This is a genomic window from Enterobacter cloacae complex sp. P12RS, assembly GCF_014895875.1.
In the GTDB taxonomy this organism is placed as follows: domain Bacteria; phylum Pseudomonadota; class Gammaproteobacteria; order Enterobacterales; family Enterobacteriaceae; genus Enterobacter; species Enterobacter bugandensis.
The window spans coordinates 141746-161580 of the sequence record NZ_JADBQO010000009.1; the positions used below are offsets into that span (position 1 = coordinate 141746).

The following is a 19835-nucleotide window of genomic DNA, read 5'->3' on the forward strand; positions in this document are numbered from 1 at the left end:
ACCGACAAAAGAGAAAGCCGCATGTCCGTACAGAATATCGTCAATATTACAGAAGCAAACCTGCAACAGGTCCTCGAACAGTCGATGGCTAAACCGGTGCTGTTCTACTTCTGGTCTGAGCGCAGCCAGCACTGTCTGCAGCTGACGCCGGTGCTGGAAAGCCTTGCCGCGCAGTACAACGGTCAGTTCATTCTGGCGAAACTGGACTGTGACGCCGAGCCGATGGTGGCGTCGCAGTTTGGTCTGCGCGCCATTCCAACCGTTTATCTGTTCCAGAACGGCCAGCCTGTCGATGGCTTCCAGGGCCCCCAGCCGGAAGAGGCGATTCGCGCTCTGTTGGATAAAGTGCTGCCGCGCGAAGAAGAGCTGAAAGCGCAGGAAGCGATGGCGCTGATGCAGGAAGGCAAATACGACGAGGCGCTGCCGCTGCTGAAAGAGGCGTGGCAGCTGTCGAACCAGAACAGCCAGATCGGCCTGCTGCTGGCGGAAACGCAGATCGCCCTGCACCGTTCAGAAGACGCGGAAGCCGTGCTCAAGACGGTTCCAATGCAGGATCAGGACACCCGCTATCAGGGGCTGGTGGCGCAGATTGAGCTGCTGAAGCAGGCAGCGGACACCCCGGAAATTCAGCAGCTGCAGCAGCAGGTGGCCGACAACCCGGCGGATGCCGCGCTGGCAAGCCAGCTGGCGCTCCAGCTGCATCAGGTGGGACGTAACGAAGAGGCGCTGGAGCTGCTGTTCAGCCACCTGCAGAAAGATCTGGCTGCCGCAGACGGTCAGGCGCGCAAGATGTTCCAGGAGATCCTGGCCGCGCTGGGCACCGGAGACGCGCTGGCGTCGAAGTATCGTCGTCAGTTGTACGCGCTGCTCTACTAACAAAAAATGCCCGGTGGCGCTAACGCTTACCGGGCCTACAAAAACCGATATTACCCCGTCTTTTTCAACTGCGTCACCACCAGCTGGTGGCGCGGGTTGTAGAACTTCCGATAGGTCAGGTAGCAGGCAATGATGGTGGACAGGCTCGCCGTGGAAAGCAGCATAAACGTCACCATGATCTGATACTTAATCGCTTTTACCGGATCGATACCGGCAAAGATCAGCCCCGACATCATGCCCGGCAGGCTCACCAGCCCCACCGTTTTGGCAGAATCCACGGTCGGGATCAGCGATGAGCGAATGCTCTCACGAATCAGCCGCGCTGAAGCCACTTTTGGCGTCGCCCCCAGGCTTAACTTCTCCTGCAGCTGCTGCTGTTCACTGCTGAAACGCTGGCCGAGGTTGTTGTAGCACAGGCCAACGGCCACCATGGCGTTTCCCGCAATCATCCCGGAGATAGGGATCACCTGCATCGGCGTAAACTCAATCGAGCCAGAGAGCACCAGCACCGCCAGGGTGAGCGCCGTCCCGGTGGTAATCGCGATAAATGACGAGATAAACGCCTTATCAATATATTTACTGCGTTTCTGCGCGTTCCACGCCGCGTTAAAGCAGATGAAGAGCACCATCAGCAGCGTCAGCACCGCGTGGTTGACGTTGAAAATATACTTCAGCACATAGCCGACGATGACGAGCTGTACCACCGCGCGGCAGATACTCCAGACAATATCTTTTTCCAGGCCCAGCTTTTCCCGGTAGCTGACGACGATAGCAATCAGCACCAGCACCATCGAAAACGCCAGAGATTCATTGGTAATGTTATGCTCACCCACGGTTGGCCTCCTGCATTTTCCCGCCGTGCGGCTGGAGCGTAATCACGTCATCCGCATGGGTAATTTCGTTTGAGTCGTGCGTCACCCACAGCACGGCAATATTCTGCTCGCGGGCGTAACGATGAATAATCTCGTTGACGTTGCGTTTGTTGGCATCATCGAGCGCGCTGGTGATCTCATCCAGCAGCAATACCTTCGGTAAGAACTGCAGATTTCGGATCAGCGAGACGCGCTGCTTTTCTCCGCCCGAGAGCTCACTGATGGATTTGGTCAGCGTCTCCTCCGCCAGGCCAAAACGGGCCAGATCGTCGATGAATTTTTCCGGCTCCGGCGTTTTATTGCGGATTTGCCACGGAAAAATCAGGTTATCAAAAACCGTGTCGCCAAAAAGCACGGGCGTTTGGACGCAATAAGAGACCTGCTGGCGATAGCTTTCCGGGGAAAGTGACGCAATATCCTGCCCTTCAAACAGAATGGTTCCCTCCGTTGGGCTCAGCAGTGAGGCCACGATCTTCAGTAAGGTGCTTTTACCGCAGCCTGACGGCCCCGTTATCAGCTTGAACTCTCCGGGAAAAAGGTTAAACCCGACGTGCTGAAGGATCGTGTTATTTGCGACACGAAAGCCGACGTCCTTTATCTGCAAAACTGCATTTTCGTTGTTCATATTTTTTCCAGTAACTCCTGAGCGTTATTAGCATAATCCGTGCCGCACGTTCGTCACAACGCGTTTTAGCGCCCCCTTTCGCCACCAAGACTTCCGATTGTGTTTACCGTGCATTCATTAGACATGCTTTACACTTTCGCTTTACAGTTTACGCCGTGACCTTAGCGACACTTCCGTATCCCTGGTTTAGAACATTCGTTAAAGTGGTGTTAAGCTCTGCCCGCAACACAATAAGGAAGTACAAGAATGTCTAATATTCACACTTTTTATGAGTTTTCTGAACTTGAACCCGGCGTGAAAACCATCGATCAGCTTCTTGCCGCCATTGCTTCAGAATCCGTTACGGCTTATGTGTTCGGGGGAGAGCTTGTCCGGTTCGTTAAGGGCCTGCTGAAGATGAAGCCGGTCATTCAGCTGAAGAATTGCCGCTTTGCGTTTGATAACGGCACTCGCTTCGTTGAAATCGACGGCAGAGGGAATGTCAAAGAGTTCGAGCCGGGCAAGGTTCCGGCCTGGTTCCAGTCTCCCGGTGAGTTTGCCCGCGGCCAGTGGCTGGTCAACCATGATTTTGCGGACCTGATGACGCCGGAATTTATCCGCGCGTTTATCGAACGCTTCCCGGACGTAAGCAAACGACGCGAACACGCGAACCTGCTGTTCGATCTGCAGCTCAATAAGCTGGCGCCCGCGCAGCCCGCGGCGAAAAAGACAGGCAACGTTCAGGGCAAAACGACCAAACCCAAAGTCACCGATCTGCAGTCTTTCGAACTCTTCAGCCAGTTTTATGCGCGTATGAAAACGGCAGTCTGTGCAGACCAGTTCCCGACGCTGCAAATTCTGACGGGACACGACGCCGTCAACGACGCACCCACCTCTCTGAAGGGCGCGGTTCGCACCTGGTTCAAAGGGATCACCGGTCAGCTTCCGCCGAACAACAAGCGCGTGGGCGCGGGCAATGCGGAACTGTTCTGCGCGCCGATCCGCGAGCAGCTGCGCCAGGTCGAAGAGATTGGGCTGGAGACCTTCTATCACGGCCTGTCGAAAGCCATCGCCGATGCGGGTGACGATGCGCTGATCGCTGACTTTACCTACAGCTACCACTAACGCTCTGCCCCGCCCGTCGGACGGGGCGAATTTTAGCCCATTAGCCGATATACTTACGAATAGCAAACACGCGCTTTTCCTCATCAAAGCATGCAAAACAGGAGGTTTTTATGCTCATCGTTGTTCCCGTCCTTATATTCGTTGCGCTGGTTATCGTGGGCGCAGGTGTCAAAATTGTCCCTCAGGGTTACCAGTGGACCGTAGAGCGCTTCGGCCGCTATACCAACACGCTGCAGCCCGGCCTAAGCCTGATTGTTCCGTTCATGGATCGGATTGGTCGCAAGATCAACATGATGGAGCAGGTGCTGGATATCCCCTCTCAGGAAGTGATCTCCAAAGATAACGCCAACGTTACCATTGATGCCGTCTGCTTTATTCAGGTGATTGATGCGCCGAAAGCGGCCTATGAGGTGAGCAACCTGGAGCTGGCGATCGTCAACCTGACGATGACCAATATCCGTACCGTGCTCGGCTCGATGGAGCTGGACGAAATGCTCTCCCAGCGCGACAGCATCAATACCCGCCTGCTGCACATTGTTGACGAGGCAACGAACCCGTGGGGGATCAAAGTCACCCGTATTGAGATCCGCGACGTGCGCCCACCGGCAGAGCTGATCGCCTCCATGAACGCGCAGATGAAGGCCGAGCGTACCAAGCGTGCCTATATTCTGGAAGCCGAAGGGGTCCGTCAGGCGGAGATCCTCAAAGCGGAAGGGGAAAAACAGTCGCAGATCCTGAAAGCCGAAGGCGACCGTCAGTCCGCGTTCTTACAGGCGGAAGCGCGTGAACGTTCCGCAGAAGCGGAAGCCCGCGCAACGCAGATGGTCTCCGAGGCGATTGCCGCCGGTGATATCCAGGCCGTGAACTACTTCGTGGCGCAAAAATATACCGATGCGCTGAAAGAGATCGGCTCCGCGAACAACAGCAAAGTGGTGATGATGCCCCTGGACGCCAGCAGCCTGATGGGCTCTATCGCAGGGATCGCCGAACTGATCAAAGACAGCGGAAACGAGCGTAAAAAATGATTGAGCTCATCGTTGCACATCCTCATGCCTTCTGGCTAAGCCTCGGTGGCTTATTGCTGGCGGCGGAGATGCTTGGCGGCAACGGCTACCTGCTCTGGAGCGGTGTTGCCGCTGTCATTACGGGCCTGCTGGTCTGGATCCTTCCTCTGGGCTGGGCGTGGCAGGGCGCGCTGTTTGCCGTGCTGACGCTGGTTGCCGCCTGGCTGTGGTGGCGCTGGCTTAACCGTCAGGTCAAAGAGCAGAAACCGCTGTCCGCGCATCTCAACCAGCGCGGACAGCAGATTGTCGGCAAGCGCTTTACGCTCGACGCCGCGCTGGTGAACGGGCGCGGGCACATGCGGGTGGGCGACAGCTCGTGGCCGGTGGTGGCCGACGACGACCTCAGCGCCGGAACGCAGGTTGAGGTCATTGCGGTGGAAGGGATTACGCTGCGGGTAAAAGCCTGCTAGACGTGGGTTTTGCGATGGCAGCAGCCGGCAAGATTATCAATAATCGGGCAGTCGGCGCTGTCATCACCCGGACAGGATTCCGCCAGCTGCAGCAGCTGTTCGCGCATCGCCTGTAGCTCGATGATGTGGCGCTCGATCTCCGCCACTTTTTCCAGCGTGCGTTTTTTCACGTCCGCGCTGTGGCGCTTCGGATCGTTAAACAGGTTAACCAGCTCGCCGCACTCTTCCAGGTTAAACCCAACCTGTCTTGCCTGGCGCAGCAGCGTCAGCTCATCGAGATGCAGTTGCGTGTAGCTGCGGTAGCCGTTTTCACTGCGCAGCGGTGGCGTTACCAGCCCCTTCTCTTCATAAAAGCGGATCGCCTTGCTGGTTAAGCCGGTTTTTTTTGCCACGTCACTGATATTCACATTTCCCCCTTGACCTTCCCCTTGATGGAAGGTTTAACCTTCATAACAGTTAGCGAAAAGCGTTACTCCGGTCAACAACTGACCAATATATTATACGGGAGTTTTGTTATGTCTCACACTATCGACCTGACGCTGGACGGCCTCTCCTGCGGCCACTGCGTCAAACGCGTTAAAGAAAGCCTGGAACAGCGTCCTGACGTTGAAAGCGCTGAAGTGACTATCGACCATGCCGCCGTGACCGGCAGCGCCAGCGCGGACGCGCTGATTGATACCATTAAACAGGCCGGTTATGGGGCGGAGTTAAGCCACCCAAAGGCTAACCCGCTGGCAGAGTCATCATCCCCGTCGGAAGCACTGACAGCGGCCACTCCTGAGCTTCCGGCAGCGGATGATATTGATGACAGCCAACAGCTGCTGATCAACGGCATGAGCTGCGCCAGCTGCGTCTCCCGCGTGCAGAACGCCCTGCAGGCGGTACCGGGCGTCGCACAGGCACGGGTCAACCTTGCGGAGCGTACTGCGCTGGTGATGGGCAGTGCCTCCGCCGCAGATTTAGTGCAGGCCGTGGAAAAAGCGGGCTACGGGGCGGAGGCCATCGAAGATGATGCCGAGCGCCGCGAACGCCAGCAGGAAACGGCTATTGCCACCATGAAGCGCTTCCGCTGGCAGGCGATCGTCGCCCTGCTGGTCGGTATTCCGGTGATGGTGTGGGGCATGATGGGTGACAACATGATGGTCACCGCAGACAACCGCACGCTGTGGCTGGTGATTGGTTTAATTACCCTTGCGGTCATGGTCTTTACAGGTGGGCATTTTTATACCAGCGCCTGGAAGAGCCTGAAAAACCGCACGGCGACGATGGATACGCTGGTTGCGCTCGGTACCGGCGCGGCGTGGCTGTACTCCATGAGCGTGAACGTCTGGCCCCAGTGGTTCCCGATGGAAGCCCGCCATCTCTATTATGAAGCCAGCGCCATGATTATCGGCCTGATTAACCTGGGCCACATGCTGGAAGCGCGTGCCCGTCAGCGCTCCTCGAAAGCGCTGGAACGCTTGCTCGATTTAACCCCGCCGACGGCCCGCGTGGTCACGGACGATGGGGAAAAAAGCGTCCCGCTGGCGGAGGTACAGCCGGGCATGACGCTGCGCCTGACCACCGGCGACCGGGTGCCCGTCGACGGTGAAATCACCCAGGGCGACGCCTGGCTGGATGAAGCGATGTTGACCGGGGAGCCCATCCCCCAGCAAAAATCACAGGGCGATGCGGTTCATGCCGGTACGGTAGTGCAGGACGGCAGCGTGCTGTTCCGCGCCAGTGCCGTCGGTAGCCACACCACGCTGTCGCGTATTATCCGCATGGTCCGCCAGGCCCAGAGCAGCAAGCCGGAGATTGGCCAGCTTGCTGACAAAATCTCGGCCATTTTTGTGCCGGTAGTGGTCGGCATTGCTCTGCTGAGCGCGGCGATCTGGTATTTCTTCGGCCCGGCACCGCAGATTGTCTACACCCTGGTCATTGCCACTACGGTGCTGATCATCGCCTGTCCGTGCGCTCTTGGCCTGGCGACGCCGATGTCAATTATCTCCGGCGTGGGCCGTGCCGCCGAGTTTGGCGTGCTGGTCCGTGATGCGGATGCCCTGCAGCGGGCGAGCACCCTGGATACGATTGTCTTTGATAAAACCGGTACGCTGACCGAAGGCAAACCGCAGGTAGTGGCCGTGAGCACCGCAGGCATTGCGCAAGAGGACGCGCTGCGCCTTGCCGCCGCGCTGGAGCAGGGTTCCAGCCACCCGCTGGCCCGCGCCATTCTCGATAAGGCGAATGCTTCTGCCCTGCCGCAGGTCAGCAATTTCCGTACCCTGCGCGGGCTCGGCGTCAGCGGTGAAGCCGACGGCCACGCGCTGCTGCTGGGTAACCAGGCATTGCTGAATGAAAACGGTGTTGATACGTCCGCGCTGGAAGAAGAGCTGAAAGCACAGGCGTCTCGGGGCGCCACCCCGGTTCTGCTGGCGGTGGATGGCAAAGCCGCCGCGCTGCTGGCCGTGCGCGATCCGCTTCGCCAGGACAGCGTGGATGCCTTACAGCGCCTGCACCGCGCGGGCTATCGCCTGGTGATGCTGACCGGGGATAACCCGACCACCGCCAACGCCATCGCGAAAGAGGCCGGTATTGATGAGGTGATTGCGGGCGTGCTGCCGGACGGCAAAGCGGACGCCATCAAGAACCTGCAAAGTCAGGGTCGCCAGGTGGCGATGGTGGGCGACGGCATCAACGACGCCCCGGCGCTGGCCCAGGCGGACGTAGGAATAGCTATGGGTGGCGGGAGCGATGTCGCCATCGAAACCGCGGCCATCACGCTGATGCGCCACAGCCTGATGGGCGTGGCCGACGCCCTGGCCATTTCGAAAGCCACGTTGCGCAACATGAAGCAGAACCTGCTGGGGGCGTTCATCTATAACTCGCTCGGTATTCCGGTTGCTGCGGGCATTTTGTGGCCGCTGACCGGTACCCTGCTGAACCCGGTGGTTGCGGGTGCGGCGATGGCACTCTCCTCCATTACCGTGGTGAGCAACGCCAACCGTCTGCTGCGGTTTAAACCGAAGGATTGAACCTTGTTCTCGTACGCGCTAGCATGACCCTTTCCGGTCATGGAGCGCGTATGAGTCTGTTTAATCGTATAAAAGCATCGTTTCGCGCCCTCTTCCCCCGACGCTATGCCTGGCCCGGCCTGGATATCTCGCTTCCCGGCGGGCAACACCTGCACCTGGTCGGCAGCATCCATATGGGCACGCAGGGAATGTCTCCTCTGCCATCCGGTCTGATAAAACGCCTGAAGCGCGCCGACGCGCTGGTCGTCGAGGCGGACATTTCCGGCCACGAGTCGCCGTTTGCCGGGCTTGAAAGCGATCTCCCGCTGGCGGAGCGCCTGAACGACGACCAGCTCGCGGAGCTGAGGCGCGTGGCGGCAGAAACCGGCGTGTCGCTCTCCATGATTGACACCCTGCCGCTGTGGCAAATTGCGATGGTGCTGCAGGCCACGCAGGCGCAGCGTCTGGGCCTGCGCGGTGACTATGGCATTGATTACCAGTTGCTGAACGTGGCGCGGGCGCGCCGTATGCCCATCATCGAGCTGGAAGGGACGGACAGCCAGATTGCGCTCCTGCGCCAGCTTCCTGACGACGGTCTGATGCTGCTGGATGATACCCTGACCCACTGGCACACCAACGCGCGTCTGCTGCAAACCATGATTGGCTGGTGGCTGGATGCGCCGCCCGCGGACGGTAAGCTGGCGCTACCGTCGACGTTCAGTGAATCGCTTTATGATGTGCTGATGAATGCACGCAACAAAGCGTGGCGAGATACGCTGCATGCTTTACCTGCGGGGGAGTACGTGGTCGCGGTCGGGGCGTTGCATTTATACGGCGAAGGGAATTTGCCGTCGCTGTTGAAATAAAAAAATGGCCAATATCTCTATTGGCCCGTCAAAGAGGAATTTCATCGTTTTTATTATACCGAAGTGACCTTCGGCTGAGCCGATTGTCGCTCAAAGTGACCATCACTGCCAACACTATTGCGCAAGATGGTGCTATTTTTTAGACAAACGTCAGGCGTATGCTGGCTGCATGAATTGTCTGACGTAAGAAGGATAGCTATGACTCCCGCCGTTAAATTACTCGAAAAAAACAATATTTCTTTCCGGATCCATACCTACGATCACGATCCGAACGAAACCAACTTTGGTGATGAAGTGGTGCGCAAGCTGGGGCTGAACGCTGACCAGGTCTATAAAACGCTGCTGGTGGCGGTGAATGGCGATATGAAGCACCTCGCCGTGGCGGTAACGCCCGTTGCCGGACAGCTCGATCTCAAAAAGGTAGCGAAAGCGCTGGGGGCGAAAAAGGTGGATATGGCGGACCCGATGGTTGCGCAACGCACCACGGGCTATCTGGTGGGCGGGATCAGCCCGCTCGGACAGAAAAAACGCCTGCCGACGCTGATCGATGCGCCTTCGCAGGAATTTGAGACGATCTATATTTCGGGCGGTAAACGCGGGCTGGATATTGAACTGGCCGCGGGCGATCTGGCGAAAATGCTGGACGCGAAGTTTGCGGATATTGCCCGCCGGGAGTAAAAAAAGCCGGGTGGCGGCTACGAGGTAAAAGCAAAACGGTAACAGACGTTACCGTTTTTTGTGTCCGCGCCCTCTCCCGGTGGGAGAGGGTTGGAGTGAGGGCATCAGGCCGCACAACACTACTGCCAGCTCACCTCACCTTTCGGCTCATAGGCATTCACGTCAATCGGCGAATTCTGCTCGATGTACTGCTTCAGCACTTCCGCATCAATAAAACCGGTGTTTACGTAGCCCGGTTTATTATCGATGTGCGGATAGCCGTCGCCGCCGGTGGCGTTAAAGCTTAACGTCGCCAGACGGTAGGTTTTCGCCGGATCGACCGGCTCGCCTTTGATTTTGAGATCGTTGAGCTTGCCGTCCTTTGCCACAAAGCTGACGTTGGCAAACTGCGGATAGGCACCCGAGTCCGGCTTCATCTGCGCCACGGCGGTCAGGTAGTCAACGACCTCTTTCCCGCTCATATCCGCATACACCACCACGTTGCCGAACGGCTGCACCTTCAGCACGTCTTTATAGGTGATGTTTCCGCCTTCGATGGAGTCACGAATGCCGCCGCCGCTCATCACGCCGAAGTCCGCATTCGTGCGCGCCATCTGCGCCGCCAGCACCAGATGGCCCATGTTGGTCTGCACGAAGCGGACTTTACTGCGGTCCCCTTCCAGACGACCGTTCAGCGTGCCGATTTTCACGTCCAGCTGCGCCTTGCCCTTGTTCTGGAACGGCGTCAGCAGGGAGAGCATCTGCTGGTTTTCAGCAATCTCTGGCGTGTAAAGTACGCGCTCGCTTTTCCCGTCCGGGTAGGTGACTTTCTTCTTCAGGTTCACCGGGATGAGCTGATAGCGCACCAGCTTCATCTCACCGTTACGAAACTCAAAGTCCGCCCGACCCACGTATTTACCCCACTCGTGGGCCTGCACAATCCAGATCCCGTTCTGACGATCTGGCGCACACGGCGTGCCCGGCACGTAGTCCACCTGCTTTTTGTTCTCCGACGCCATGCACACCGGATCCTGCGAGTGACCGCCCACAATCATCGCCAGCGAGCCCGCTGGCAGGCTGCGCGCCATCTCCACGTCGCCGGGCGCATTGGAGCCGTGCTCGCCGTTATCGTAGTGTCCCATGTGGGTAGTGGCGATAATCACGTCCGGCTTTTCGTTCTGCTGCAGCTCCTGAATCACCAGCTTCGCTTCGTCTGCCGGTTTGCGGAATTCGATATCGGTGAAGAACTCAGGGTTACCGATTTTTGCCGTATCGTCGGTGGTTAAGCCGATGACCGCGATTTTGAGATCCTGACGCTTAAACAGCGCCCACGGTTTAAACAGACGTTCGCCGGTGCTTTTCTGGTAAATATTGGCGGAGAGGAACGGGAATTTGGACCATTTCTCCTGCTGGCGCAGCACGCTCAGCGGATTATCAAACTCGTGGTTGCCGACGGCCATCGCGTCGTAACCGATTAAATTCATGCCGCGGAAATCGGGTTCAGCATCCTGTAAATCCGATTCCGGCACGCCGGTATTAATATCCCCGCCCGACAGCAGCAACACGCTGCCGCCCTGGGCCGCCACCTCTTTGCGAATGCCGTCCACCAGCGTTTTTTGCGCCGACAGACCATACTCGCCGTATTCACTGCGCCAGAAATGACCGTGATGATCGTTGGTATGCAGGATGGTGATTTTATAGGTTTTATCTTTTTCATACGCCTGCGCGGGCAGGCTTGCCAGGCCCCATGCGGCAATAAGCGCCAGCGCGACGCCCCGCTTCATTAACTTCATCTTCTCTCTCCCTGACCAATAGACAAAGGCAAAAATTACAGTGACTAACAAGAATAGACAAATAAGTTTTCAGAATTGCGACTTTCTTCAAATGTCACGGACGAGTATGTTAGTCGGATAATAATTACTCCCTGCATCTCTAATAACAAATTGAGGTGGTATTTATGGCAATCAGTGAATCAACCCAGCCCGCTCCGGGCGCGCCGGCGTCGCGCACCTCTTTTAAAGTTTTAGGCGCAATCAGCCTCTCGCACCTGCTCAACGACATGATCCAGTCGTTGATTCTGGCGATCTACCCGCTGCTGCAGTCCGAGTTTTCGTTAACCTTCGTACAGATCGGGATGATCACCCTGACCTTCCAGCTGGCCTCGTCGCTGCTGCAGCCGGTGGTGGGTTACTGGACGGATAAATACCCGATGCCGTGGTCGCTGCCGATAGGCATGTGCTTTACCTTAAGCGGGCTGGTGCTGCTGGCCATGGCAGGCAGTTTTGAAGCGGTTCTGCTCGCCGCCGCGCTGGTGGGAACCGGCTCGTCCGTCTTCCATCCGGAATCGTCCCGCGTGGCGCGTATGGCCTCCGGTGGCCGTCACGGGCTGGCGCAGTCACTCTTCCAGGTAGGGGGCAACTTCGGTAGCTCCCTCGGCCCGCTGCTGGCGGCGGTGATTATCGCCCCGTATGGCAAAGGCAATGTGGCCTGGTTTGTGCTGGCCGCCCTGCTCGCCATTGTCGTGCTGGCACAGATCAGCCGCTGGTACGCCGCCCAGCATCGCGTGAACAAGGGGAAACCTAAAGCGAAGGTTATCAATCCCCTGCCTCGTAATAAGGTCATTCTTGCGGTCTCCGTGCTGCTGGTGCTGATTTTCTCGAAATACTTCTATATGGCGAGCATCAGCAGCTATTACACCTTTTATCTGATGCAAAAATTCGGATTATCGGTACAAAACGCGCAGTTTCACCTGTTTGCTTTCCTCTTCGCGGTGGCCGCAGGAACGGTCATTGGCGGGCCGGTGGGGGATAAAATTGGCCGTAAATATGTCATTTGGGGCTCTATCCTCGGGGTGGCGCCGTTTACCCTCATTTTGCCGTACGCCAGCCTTGAATGGACGGGGATTTTGACCGTGATTATTGGTTTTATCCTCGCCTCCGCGTTTTCCGCCATTCTGGTCTATGCCCAGGAGCTGCTGCCGGGTCGTATCGGTATGGTTTCCGGACTTTTTTTCGGTTTCGCCTTCGGCATGGGCGGGCTGGGTGCAGCGGTATTAGGGATGGTTGCGGATCACACCAGCATCTTCCTGGTTTATAAAATCTGCGCTTTCCTGCCACTTCTTGGGATGTTGACCATATTCCTGCCTGATAACCGTCATAAAGCATGAATTACCGGTAGCCAAAGTTTTACTTTGGCTACCCGCTTGCCTTACACCATAAGGGTTTCCTCTTTCTCCCCCTCCTGAATTTAGCAAAATGCGCTTTTTTACACCCATATTGCCGTTTTATTCAAACTTCAACCATTATTCATAAACATAACGGTAAAAATTGTCATAAACTATTACCTGGCTTTTTGGTATTCACGCCAAAAATGGAACACTCACCACGAAAGGAGACGGAATGCACCACGCCACACCGCTTATTACCACCATTGTTGGTGGACTTGTGCTCGCTTTTATCCTTGGCATGATTGCCAATAAGCTGCGTATTTCTCCTCTTGTCGGCTATTTGTTAGCGGGTGTACTGGCGGGGCCTTTCACGCCAGGCTTCGTGGCGGATACCAAACTGGCGCCAGAACTGGCGGAACTGGGCGTGATCCTGCTGATGTTTGGTGTCGGTCTGCATTTTTCGCTGAAGGACCTGATGGCGGTAAAGTCGATCGCCATACCCGGAGCGATCGCCCAGATAGGGGTGGCGACGCTGCTGGGCATGGCGCTTTCGGCAGTGCTGGGCTGGTCGCTGATGACCGGCATCGTCTTTGGGCTGTGCCTCTCCACCGCCAGTACCGTGGTGCTGCTGCGCGCGCTTGAAGAGAGGCAGCTGATAGACAGCCAGCGCGGGCAGATCGCGATCGGCTGGCTGATTGTAGAAGATCTGGTGATGGTGTTGACGCTGGTGCTGCTGCCCGCCGTCGCCGGGATGATGGAAAAAGAGAACATTGGCTTCGCCTCGCTGGCGCTGGATATGAGCATCACCATCGGTAAGGTGGTGGCCTTTATCGCCATCATGATGCTGGTGGGCCGCCGTCTGGTGCCGTGGATCATGTCCCGCAGCGCGGCGACCGGCTCCCGCGAGCTGTTTACCCTCTCCGTCCTTGCGCTGGCGCTGGGCATCGCCTTCGGTGCCGTTGAGCTGTTTGATGTCTCCTTTGCCCTGGGGGCGTTCTTCGCCGGGATGGTGCTGAACGAATCCGAGCTGAGCCACCGTGCGGCGCACGACACGCTGCCGCTGCGCGATGCGTTTGCCGTGTTGTTCTTCGTCTCCGTCGGGATGCTGTTCGACCCGCTGGTGCTGATCCAGCAGCCGCTGGCCGTGCTGGGCACGCTGGCGATCATTATTTTTGGTAAGTCGCTCGCGGCTTTCTTCCTGGTGCGAATGTTCGGCCACTCCCCGCGCACGGCGCTGACCATTGCCGCCAGCCTGGCACAGATCGGCGAGTTCGCCTTTATTCTGGCCGGTCTGGGCATGGCCCTGAACCTGCTGCCGCAGGCGGGGCAAAATCTGGTGCTGGCGGGGGCAATCCTCTCCATCATGCTAAACCCGGTATTGTTTGCCCTGCTGGAAAAATACCTCGAGAAGACCGAAACCCTCGAAGAGCAGACGCTGGAAGAGGCAACGGAAGAAGAGAAGCAGATCCCGGTGGATATTTGTAATCACGCCCTGCTGGTGGGCTTTGGCCGCGTGGGTAGCCTGCTCGGCGAGAAGCTGATGGCGCAGGGCATTCCGCTGGTGGTGATTGAGACGTCACGCACCCGCGTGGATGAGCTTCGCGAGCGCGGGATTCGTGCGGTGCTGGGCAATGCGGCAAACGAAGAGATCATGGAGCTGGCGCATCTGGACTGTGCCCGCTGGCTGCTGCTGACCATTCCAAACGGTTATGAAGCGGGTGAGATTGTGGCCTCCGCGCGTGAGAAGTGCCCCGGTATTGAGATCATTGCCCGAGCGCACTATGACGACGAGGTAGAGTACATCACCGAGCGCGGCGCGAATCAGGTGGTGATGGGCGAGCGTGAGATTGCGAACACCATGCTGACGCTGCTGACGAAGCCGCCAGTTGAAGAGGCGGTTACGGGGTAAGTTTGCTGCGGCCTGATGCCCTCACCCTGGCCCTCTCCCACGGGGAGAGGGAACAAATACTAAAAACGGCAACCACAGGTTGCCGTTTTGCTTTTACCTGTCCCAGTACGCCTCTTCAAGGCTGTCTTCTCGTTCCGGCAGTCCACGCGTTAAGCGTGGAGAATGCTGGTTCAGCACCTGGTAGCTCACGCGGTTCGCGTACTTGCACACCTGCGCCAGCGACGAATAGGTCAGCCAGCTGAACTTGTGCTTGCTGGAGTTCGGCACGTTAGTTTTGTGATAGGCGTTCGCGGTAATGTCATGCAGCAGCGCGGCAAGCGCGCCGTCGCCCGCGCCGTTAGTGTTCATGATCTTCTCCGGCCCGCCCATATACGGCGCAATGTGGGAGTAGATACGCAGCGGATTCACGCAGTCTTTGTGGCGCATGCCGCGGCTGAACTCGTACTGGTTGAACTCCGCAATCGCCCCCGGCAGCAGCGGGTGCTGGGTTTTGCGTTTGCTCTCTTCTTCGGTGAAGCCCGCCATATACAGCCCAACCGGACCCGCGGTGCAGAGCACCAGATCCACCCAGTCCAGCGCTTTGTCGGACGCCAGCAGCGGATCGCTCTCGCCGGTCAGCGCCTCGGCCTCTTCTTCGTTCATCGCCAGAATGGAGACGTGCTCTTTCAGGAAGGTCTGCCACCACTCCGGGTTATCGGCAATCACGAATTTGGTGCCCAGGGTTAACACTACCGGCACATCGTACTTTTTGGCGTACTCAATCGCCTTCATGGTCGCTTCCGGCATCGGCTCGCCCGGCTTGCAGCGCACCAGGTAGGAGGTCAGCACCAGCGCAGACGCGCCCGCGATCACCTCTTCGGGAATGCTTTCCGCGCGCAGCTTGTTCATGTGGCCCGGGCTGATGGCAAAGGTACGCTCGCCGGATTCGCCGATCAGCGTAAAGCAGCGGCCAATCGGCCCGTCTACGCCCTGGAGATAGTTCAGATCGGTGCGGCTGGAGGTGTTGCACAGGTAGCGGTAGGCGTAGCCACCGATTTCGATATTGCTGCACATCACGCCGAGCAGCACCGAGCGGTCATCTGCCAGCACCGAGTAATTATGCATGGTGTTGCCGATGGTGCCGCCAGCGAACTGATGGGTAATCAGATTTTCGCGCACCAGCTCCTGATACAGCGCTTCGGCAACGTCGTCCTCAATCACCAGAGAGTGACCGGCGCTCAGACCGTAACGGGCGACAAACTCATCATCCACTTTCGCTTCAATGTCCACCAGCGTCTGGTCGATACCGACAACCCAGGCCGCGCTGGTTTCATTTTCAGGCTGGATTTGCTGCAGGAGCGGATCGCGGGCATCGACGGGAAAGTAGTGTTTGGATTTGCGTTTACCGGGAAATTTCATGGTCTGAACTGTACGAAGAATATGGGCCGGGAATGGTAGCACAAACCCGGCCCGGAGTGCGATCAGCGGCTGTTCGTCACCAGCGAGACCATCATGTCGATATGCTCAGGTGAGTCGTTAAGCGCCGGAATGTACTCATACTTTTCGCCGCCGGCCTCAAGGAAAAATTCCCGGTTTTGCACCGCGATCTCCTCCAGCGTTTCAAGGCAGTCCGCCGAGAAGCCCGGCGACATCACCTGAATGTGCTTTACGCCCTTCTCGCCGAGCATTTTGAGGGTTTCATCGGTGTACGGCGTCAGCCACGGCTCGCGGCCAAAGCGCGACTGGAAGGTCATCATCACCTTCTCCGGCGGCAGGCCAAGGGCGGAGACCAGCTCGCGGGTGGTATCGCGGCAGCGCTGGGGGTAATCATCCCCTTCGTTGGCGAAACGCTGCGGAATACCGTGATAGGAGAGCAGCAGCAGATCCGGCTCGCCGTGTTTCTCAAACGATGCTCGGGCGCTGTTGGCAAGCGCCTTGATGTAGAGGTCGTTATCGGCGTAATCGCGAATAAAGGTCACGCCCGGAATGCGGCGACGCGTCTTCAGAATACGTGCCAGCTCGTCCCAGACGGCGGCCACCGTCGAGCAGGAGTACTGCGGATACAAGGCCAGCACGACGATATGATCAACGCCCTGTGCCAGCAACGCGTCGACGGCACTTTCCAGCGAAGGTTTACCGTAGCTCATGCCGAGTGCGACGGGCATATCCGGCAGACGGGCGGCCAGCGCTTTTTCCTGACGACGGCTGTACACCATCAGCGGCGAGCCCTCTTCCATCCAGACGGACTGATAAAGTTTGGCGACGCGCGGAGAGCGAATCGGCAGAATGACGCCACGCAGCAGCGGCCACCACAGCAGTCTCGGAAAATCCACGACGCGCGTGTCGCTTAAAAATTGTCGCAGGTAGCGTTTTACCGCCGCTGGAGTGGGTGCTTCTGGGGTGCCCAGATTGGCAAGCAGGATGCCGGTTTTCGCCTGACTCATTCACGCCTCTTAACCATTTGATAGGTTGTCAATTGTAGCGGAAATGCGTTTAAACGAAACCCATTGCTGTAATAGGTAAGATGAGAATATTTCTCACCCGGAAGCCCGGGTGAGAGGCGCGTGATTAGCCGAGGATTTTTTCCAGCTCTGCACGTACGTCAGCCACGGCTTTGGTGCCGTCAACTTTGGCGTATTTGGTGTTACCCGCCTGCGCTTCTTTGGTGTAGTAGCCAATCAGCGGCGCGGTCATCTGATGGTATTCCACCAGGCGTTTACGCACGGTCTCTTCCTGATCGTCTTTACGGGTGGTCAGCTCTTCGCCGGTCACGTCGTCTTTGCCTTCAACCTTAGGCGGGTTGAATTTGATGTGGTAAACGCGGCCAGAGGCAGCGTGTACGCGACGGCCAACGATACGGTCAACGATCAGCTCGTCCGGTACGTCGAACTCCAGAACGTAGTCCACGTTGATGCCCGCTTCTTTCATGGCGTCAGCCTGAGGAATGGTGCGCGGGAAGCCGTCCAGCAGGAAACCGTTACGGCAGTCTTCCTGCGCAATGCGCTCTTTAACCAGCGCGATAACCAGCTCGTCGGTTACCAGCTTGCCTGCGTCCATGATGTCTTTCGCTTGTTTACCCAGCTCGGAGCCAGATTTTACAGCGGCGCGCAGCATGTCACCGGTGGAGATTTGCGGAATACCGTATTTCTCCATGATGAACTGAGCCTGAGTTCCTTTACCCGCGCCCGGAGCGCCAAGCAGAATAATACGCATTGCGAAAATCCCCTCAAATGTCGTTTCAATTTTTCAAAAGCGCTAAACAATACCACCAGAACGGGCGTGGCTCAAGGAAGGCGGGAAGGCTGAAACGGTTAATGGGGGGAGATAATTTGGGAGAGTGCGGTCTGGTGCCCTCACCCCGGCCCTCTCCCACGGGGAGAGGGAGAAGACCAGGGGAGACGTGGTCAGTTACGCCAGCAGCAGCGCATTCACACGTTTAATGAACAGGTTAGGATCTTCCAGGGTGCCGCGCTCGGCCAGCAGGGACTGATCCAGCAGGAGTTCAACCCACTCGGCAAAGCGAGCTTCATCCTGGGTATCCGCCGCGCGTTTCACCAGCGGATGATCCGGATTAAGCTCAAAGATATATTTCACTTCCGGCACGGCCTGGCCCGCCGCGGCGAACAGCTTCGCCATCTGGGTGCTCATTTCGTCGGCATCGGTGGTGACAATCGCCGGAGTATCGGTCAGACGGTGCGTGAAGCGTACCTCTTTCACGCGGTCGCCCAGCAGGGTTTTGACACGCTCAACGAACGGCTCCAGCGCCTTCTCGGCTTCTTTCGCGCTTTCGTCCACTTCATCCGCCAGCTTGTCGATGGACTCGTCGGCTTTGGCAACGGACTGGAACGCCTTACCGTCGAACTCGGTCAGGTAGTTCATCATCCACTCGTCGATGCGGTCAGAAAGCAACAGCACTTCGATGCCTTTCTTACGCAGCAGCTCCAGGTGCGGGCTGCTCTTCGCTGCCGCATAGCTGTCAGCGGTGATGTAGTAGATCTTCTCCTGCCCTTCTTTCATGCGGGAGACGTACTCTTCCAGCGACACGGTCTGGGCGGAGGAGTCGGTGTGCGTAGAGGCGAAGCGCAGCAGTTTAGCGATGGTTTCAACGTTCGCCATGTCTTCCGCTGGACCTTCTTTCAGCACCAGGCCGAACTGTTTCCAGAAGGTCTGGTATTTTTCCGCGTCGTCTTTCGCCAGTTTTTCCAGCATCTGCAACGCACGTTTGGTCAGGGCGTTACGCAGATTACGGGTGACGGTGCTGTCCTGGAGGATTTCGCGGGAGACGTTCAGCGGCAGATCGTTGGAGTCTATCAGGCCACGAACAAAGCGCAGGTAGTTCGGCATGAACTGCTCGGCGTCGTCCATGATGAAGACGCGCTGCACGTACAGCTTCAGGCCGTGCTTGTGATCGCGGTTCCACATGTCCCACGGCGCCTGTGCCGGGATATACAGCAGGCTGGTGTACTCCTGCTTCCCTTCCACGCGGTTGTGGCTCCAGGTCAGCGGGTCGGTAAAGTCGTGGGCGATATGCTTGTAGAATTCGTTGTACTCGTCGTCTTTGATTTCAGCCTTGTTACGCGTCCACAGCGCCTGCGCCTTGTTGATTTTCTCCCAGGAAACCACGGTTTCACCGTCTTTCTCTTCCTGTTTTTCAATCTCTACCGGCAGCGCAATGTGGTCGGAATATTTGCTGATGATGGAGCGTACGCGCCAGTCGTTCAGGAAATCGTCTTCCCCTTCGCGCAGGTGGAGGGTGATTTCGGTGCCGCGATCCGCTTTAGTGATGTCATCAACGGTGTATTCGCCTTCCCCTTTGGATTCCCACAGCACGCCGTTCTCGGCGCTGTCGCCCGCGGCACGGGTGCGCACGGTGACTTTGTCCGCCACGATAAACGCCGAGTAGAAGCCCACGCCGAACTGACCGATCAGCTGGCTGTCTTTCGCCTGGTCAGAGCCCATGGACTCCAGGAACGCTTTGGTGCCGGATTTAGCGATGGTGCCAAGGTGGTCGATCACCTCGTCGCGGTTCATCCCGATGCCGTTATCAGCGATGGTCAGGGTGCGGTTCTCTTTGTTGAAAGAGACGCGCACGCGCAGTTCGCCGTCGCCTTCATACAGATCCGGATTGGACAGCGCGCGGAAGCGCAGCTTGTCCGCCGCATCGGAGGCGTTGGAAATCAGCTCACGCAGGAAAATTTCTTTGTTGGAATACAGGGAATGGATCATCAGGTGCAGAAGCTGTTTTACTTCTGACTGGAAACCACGGGTTTCTTGTCCTTTCATCTAAGTCGACCTCAACAATGCCATTTAATGG

Annotated in this window: 17 protein-coding genes; 9 read left to right on the forward strand and 8 right to left on the reverse strand. The window is 57.5% G+C overall.

All coding sequences use genetic code 11. From position 1 onward, the window contains the following. Positions 1-21: 21 nt before the first annotated feature. Complete coding sequence (locus IM284_RS07325) at positions 22-876, forward strand: co-chaperone YbbN (RefSeq protein ID WP_028012211.1); 855 nt, start codon at positions 22-24, stop codon at positions 874-876. A 50-nt stretch (positions 877-926) separates the two neighbouring features. On the opposite strand, the gene fetB is transcribed toward IM284_RS07325, so the two are convergent. Further along, the gene (fetB, locus tag IM284_RS07330; protein ID WP_047367630.1) at positions 927-1709 is read right to left on the reverse strand and encodes an iron export ABC transporter permease subunit FetB; all 783 of its coding nucleotides are present in this window, start codon (positions 1707-1709) and stop codon (positions 927-929) included. After that, on the reverse strand, positions 1702-2373 hold the full coding sequence (fetA, locus tag IM284_RS07335; RefSeq protein WP_047367629.1) for an iron ABC transporter ATP-binding protein FetA: 672 nt from the start codon (positions 2371-2373) through the stop codon (positions 1702-1704). Before fetA ends, fetB begins: the two co-directional genes overlap by 8 nt. A gap of 246 nt (positions 2374-2619) precedes the next feature. Between fetA and IM284_RS07340 the strand changes: the two genes are divergently transcribed. From IM284_RS07340 to IM284_RS07350, 3 genes are all read left to right on the forward strand, one after another. Then, a complete protein-coding gene (locus IM284_RS07340; protein ID WP_041911048.1) occupies positions 2620-3477 on the forward strand; it encodes a hypothetical protein in 858 nt (285 codons plus the stop codon). A 110-nt stretch (positions 3478-3587) separates the two neighbouring features. After that, positions 3588-4502, forward strand: coding sequence for an SPFH domain-containing protein (locus IM284_RS07345; RefSeq protein ID WP_008499312.1), 915 nt, complete (start codon positions 3588-3590; stop codon positions 4500-4502). Continuing rightward, a complete protein-coding gene (locus IM284_RS07350) occupies positions 4499-4951 on the forward strand; it encodes an NfeD family protein (protein WP_047367628.1) in 453 nt (150 codons plus the stop codon). The genes IM284_RS07345 and IM284_RS07350 overlap by 4 nt, the downstream gene beginning before the upstream one ends. Here IM284_RS07350 and cueR read toward each other — a convergent pair. Then, positions 4948-5358 (reverse strand): Cu(I)-responsive transcriptional regulator, encoded by a 411-nt coding sequence (gene cueR, locus IM284_RS07355; protein ID WP_028012206.1) that lies wholly within the window; start codon positions 5356-5358, stop codon positions 4948-4950. The two genes, IM284_RS07350 and cueR, sit on opposite strands and share 4 nt — an antisense overlap. 108 nt (positions 5359-5466) lie before the next feature. Here cueR and copA point away from each other — a divergent pair, with 108 nt between their 5' ends. The 3 genes from copA to ybaK all read left to right on the forward strand — a co-directional run bounded on the left by copA (position 5467) and on the right by ybaK (position 9488). Further along, positions 5467-7965, forward strand: coding sequence for a copper-exporting P-type ATPase CopA (gene copA, locus IM284_RS07360; protein ID WP_047367627.1), 2499 nt, complete (start codon positions 5467-5469; stop codon positions 7963-7965). Between the two features lie 50 nt (positions 7966-8015). After that, the gene (locus tag IM284_RS07365; protein WP_047367626.1) at positions 8016-8810 is read left to right on the forward strand and encodes a TraB/GumN family protein; all 795 of its coding nucleotides are present in this window, start codon (positions 8016-8018) and stop codon (positions 8808-8810) included. Between the two features lie 198 nt (positions 8811-9008). Further along, on the forward strand, positions 9009-9488 hold the full coding sequence (gene ybaK, locus IM284_RS07370; protein ID WP_008499307.1) for a Cys-tRNA(Pro)/Cys-tRNA(Cys) deacylase YbaK: 480 nt from the start codon (positions 9009-9011) through the stop codon (positions 9486-9488). Positions 9489-9607: 119 nt separating this feature from the next. Here ybaK and ushA read toward each other — a convergent pair whose 3' ends face one another. Further along, on the reverse strand, positions 9608-11260 hold the full coding sequence (gene ushA, locus IM284_RS07375; protein WP_028012202.1) for a bifunctional UDP-sugar hydrolase/5'-nucleotidase UshA: 1653 nt from the start codon (positions 11258-11260) through the stop codon (positions 9608-9610). A 164-nt stretch (positions 11261-11424) separates the two neighbouring features. Between ushA and IM284_RS07380 the strand changes: the two genes are divergently transcribed. Continuing rightward, positions 11425-12633 (forward strand): MFS transporter, encoded by a 1209-nt coding sequence (locus IM284_RS07380; RefSeq protein WP_028012201.1) that lies wholly within the window; start codon positions 11425-11427, stop codon positions 12631-12633. Between the two features lie 232 nt (positions 12634-12865). Next, complete coding sequence (gene ybaL, locus IM284_RS07385) at positions 12866-14542, forward strand: YbaL family putative K(+) efflux transporter (protein ID WP_041911052.1); 1677 nt, start codon at positions 12866-12868, stop codon at positions 14540-14542. 93 nt (positions 14543-14635) lie between these two features. Here ybaL and IM284_RS07390 read toward each other — a convergent pair whose 3' ends face one another. The 4 genes from IM284_RS07390 to htpG form a co-directional block, all read right to left on the reverse strand. Next, complete coding sequence (locus tag IM284_RS07390; RefSeq protein WP_045260696.1) at positions 14636-15940, reverse strand: inosine/guanosine kinase; 1305 nt, start codon at positions 15938-15940, stop codon at positions 14636-14638. Positions 15941-16002: 62 nt separating this feature from the next. Then, positions 16003-16965, reverse strand: coding sequence for a ferrochelatase (gene hemH / locus IM284_RS07395; RefSeq protein ID WP_041911054.1), 963 nt, complete (start codon positions 16963-16965; stop codon positions 16003-16005). A gap of 124 nt (positions 16966-17089) precedes the next feature. Continuing rightward, complete coding sequence (gene adk, locus IM284_RS07400; protein ID WP_006809841.1) at positions 17090-17734, reverse strand: adenylate kinase; 645 nt, start codon at positions 17732-17734, stop codon at positions 17090-17092. Positions 17735-17929: 195 nt separating this feature from the next. Beyond that, entirely contained in the window at positions 17930-19804 is a 1875-nt protein-coding gene (gene htpG, locus IM284_RS07405) for a molecular chaperone HtpG (protein ID WP_045259919.1), read from the reverse strand. Between the last annotated feature and the right edge of the window lie 31 nt (positions 19805-19835).